At 42.4% G+C, this 3,695-nt stretch carries 2 rRNA genes; both read right to left on the bottom strand.

Features of this window, described 5'->3' with window-relative positions:
- Window positions 1-159: 159 nt before the first annotated feature.
- A 5S ribosomal RNA gene (gene rrf / locus AVBRAN12642_RS09505) occupies window positions 160-276 on the bottom strand.
- 116 nt (window positions 277-392) lie between these two features.
- A 23S ribosomal RNA gene (locus AVBRAN12642_RS09500) occupies window positions 393-3,305 on the bottom strand.
- Window positions 3,306-3,695: the final 390 nt, after the last annotated feature.

Here is a 3,695-nt window from a genome sequence, read left to right as displayed (position 1 = left end):
CCCAAACAAAGCTAAAAAAGAAAGCAACAATAAAAACTTACCTTTTAGCCCTATCCCGTTTCTACAATTAAAAAAAATATAATAAAAAATTAAATCTAAAAATATGTATATAAAAATCAATTATTATTAAAAAGAAAGGAGTTAAAAAAGATTTTAACAAGTCCGCAACGAGCTACTTTCCCCATGCCAGTAAGGCGTAGTATCATCACCCACAATGTGCTTAGCTTCTTGGTTCGGGATGGGACAAGGCGTTACCACATTTGTATAATCACGGACATTGTTATTTAAATCTATTAGTATTTAATAAACTTAAATAACAATGTTAAAAGCAAGTAATTTAAACTCTTAAACTTACTAAAGTAATAAACCTTAGCAAGGAAGTAATGCTTATTTAAAGTAAGCGGACGGTCTATTAGTATTGGTCAGCTAAATGGCTTTCACCACTTACACACCCAACCTATCAAGCAGCTAGTCTTGCTGCGACCTTAAGAGAAGATTCATCTTAGAGTTGGCTTCGAGCTTAGATGCTTTCAGCTCTTATCACATCCGAACTTAGCTACGCTGCGATGCTCTTGGCAGAACAACAGCTACACCAGTGGTTCGTTCAACCCGGTCCTCTCGTACTAGGGTCAAATCTCTTCAATCTTCTTACGCCCACGGCAGATAGGGACCGAACTGTCTCACGACGTTCTGAACCCAGCTCGCGTACCGCTTTAAATGGCGAACAGCCATACCCTTGGGACCTGCTCCAGCCCCAGGATGCGATGAGCCGACATCGAGGTGCCAAACCTCCCCGTCGATGTGAGCTCTTGGGGGAGATCAGCCTGTTATCCCCGGGGTACCTTTTATCCTTTGAGCGATGGCCCTTCCACACAGAACCACCGGATCACTAAGACCGACTTTCGTCTCTGCTTGACGTGTTTGTCTTGCAGTTAAGCTGGTTTATGCCTTTATACTCTACAAACGATTTCCAACCGTTTTGAACCAACCTTTGTAAGCCTCCGTTATTTTTTGGGAGGCGACCGCCCCAGTCAAACTACCCACCAGACATTGTCCTACGTGAGGATAACTCACGCTAGTTAGCTACCCGAATAAGAAAGAGTGGTATCTCAACGATGGCTCATTATAAACTGGCGTCTATAACTCAAAGCCTCCCACCTATCCTGCACATTCTTATCCAAGTAGCAGTGTCAAGCTGTAGTAAAGGTCCACGGGGTCTTTCCGTCTTGCCGCGGGTAGGAGGAATTTTCACCTCCACTACAATTTCACTGGATCCCTCTTTGAGACAGCTCCCATCTCGTTACGCCATTCATGCAGGTCGGTATTTAACCGACAAGGAATTTCGCTACCTTAGGACCGTTATAGTTACGGCCGCCGTTTACTCGGGCTTCGATCAAGAGCTTCGCATTGCTGCTGACCCCATCAATTAACCTTCGAGCACCGGGCAGGCGTCACACCCTATACATCCACTTACGTGTTAGCAGAGTGCTGTGTTTTTGGTAAACAGTCGGGAGGGACTCTTTGTTGTAAGTTTCCTTGCCTTCGAAGTCAAATTCTAATACAAGGCTAACCACACCTTATACCGAAGATACGGTGCTATTTTGCAGAGTTCCTTAAAGAGAGTTCTTCCACGCGCCTTAGAATACTCATCCCACCCACCTGTGTCGGTTTACGGTACGGGCAACATTATCTAAACTTAGAAACTTTTCTTGGCTCGACGGCATCAGCAATTCTTCCTTCCATCCGAAGACTTCAGAAAGCCTTTCAGTTCTCGGTCTAATGTTATACGGATTTGCCTGTATAACAACCTACTACCTTAGACTAGCACTTCCATCCGCTAGCTTGCTTAGCCCTAAGCGTCCTTCCATCGCACAATAATGTTGGTATTGGAATATTAACCAATTTTCCATCGCATACCCCTTTCGGACTTTGCTTAGGACCCGACTAACCCTACGATGACGAGCATCGCGTAGGAAACCTTGGGTTTACGGCGTTAATGATTCTCACATTAATTATCGCTACTCATGCCTGCATGCTCACTTCTATACGCTCCAACGCTCCTTACCGGTACATCTTCAACGCCTATAGAACGCTCTCCTACCACCCAAGCTAGGCTTGGGTCTACAGCTTCGGTACTTATTTTAGCCCCGTTATATTTTCCGCGCAAAATCACTAGACCAGTGAGCTATTACGCTTTCTTTAAAGGATGGCTGCTTCTAAGCCAACCTCCTGGTTGTTAAAGTAACTTCACATCGTTTTCCACTCAAATAAGATTTAGGGACCTTAGCTGGTAGTCTGGGTTGTTCCCCTCTCGACGACGGATTTTATCACTCGCCGCCTGACTGCTGTGATTACACTATAAGTATTCGGAGTTTGATAGGGTTTGGTACATTGGTGTATGCCCTAGCCCATTCAGTGCTCTACCCCTTATAGCTACTACACAACGCTATACCTAAATATATTTCGGAGAGAACCAGCTATCACGAAGTTTGATTGGCCTTTCACCCCTATCCACAAGTCATCCGGAGCCGTTTCAATGGCCGTCGGTTGGGTCCTCCACTAGTTCTTACACTAGCTTCAACCTGCTCATGGATAGATCACTTCGTTTCGGGTCTGCAGCATCTGACTTATCGCCCTATTAAGACTCGCTTTCGCTACGGCTTCACGTTAGCTTAACCTTGCCAGACACCACAACTCGCAGGCTCATTATGCAAAAGGCAGTCCATCACCCTGTATTGCTACATAGGGCTCTGAATGATTGTAAGCAAATGGTTTCAGGTTCTATTTCACTCTGATCACCTCAGTTCTTTTCACCTTTCCCTCACGGTACTTGTACACTATCGGTCAGACATTAGTATTTAGGGTTGGATCGTGGTCGACCCAGCTTCAGACAAGATTTCACGTGTCTCGCCCTACTCAGGATACTGCTAAGTAAAGTAAAGATTTTATGTACGGGAGTATCACCCTCTACGCTCAAGCTTTCCAACTTGTTCTACTATCTTTGCTTAGTCTTTGTTGCAGTCCTACAACCCCACTAGTAAACTAGTGGTTTGCCCTCTTACGCTTTCGCTCGCCGCTACTAGCGTAATCTCTATTGATTTCTTTTCCTGTTGGTACTAAGATGTTTCAATTCCCAACGTTCGCTCCATATATGGTAATACATATCTCTATGTATTGGGTTGCCCCATTCGGAAATCTACGAATTAATGCCCCTTGACGGCTCCTCGTAGCTTATCGCAGTCTAGTACGTCCTTCATCGCCTTTGTCTGCCAAGGCATCCACCATTTGCTCTTATTAGCTTACCTTTGTTAATAATGTTATTAATATTTTTACAATTAATAGTATTAATTGAAATATATTTGCATGCATTATTGTTATTGTTTTTAGTATTACTAAAACGCATTACTTCCTTGCTAAAGTTTTTATGTAATTATTAATCTTAATCTTCAAGACGGAAAGCGTCTAAGCTGTGATGCTTAAAAACTTTTTCTTATATATACTTAATATATATGTAATAAGAAAGAGATTAAGTATAACTACCTTTAACAAGCTTATGAAATTGTTTTATATTACTTGCTTGTGACTCTTAACATTGATAAATAAAATAACACTAGGTTAGAAACTATATATAACATAGAATTAAATTAAATAAAACCTAGAAAGAACATTTAGCTTAAATGCTCTGTTTAAGTTTT

Source organism: Campylobacter sp. RM12642 (assembly GCF_020137635.1).
Taxonomy (GTDB): Bacteria; Campylobacterota; Campylobacteria; order Campylobacterales; family Campylobacteraceae; genus Campylobacter_E.
This window is presented reverse-complemented; position numbering and strand designations above follow the sequence as displayed.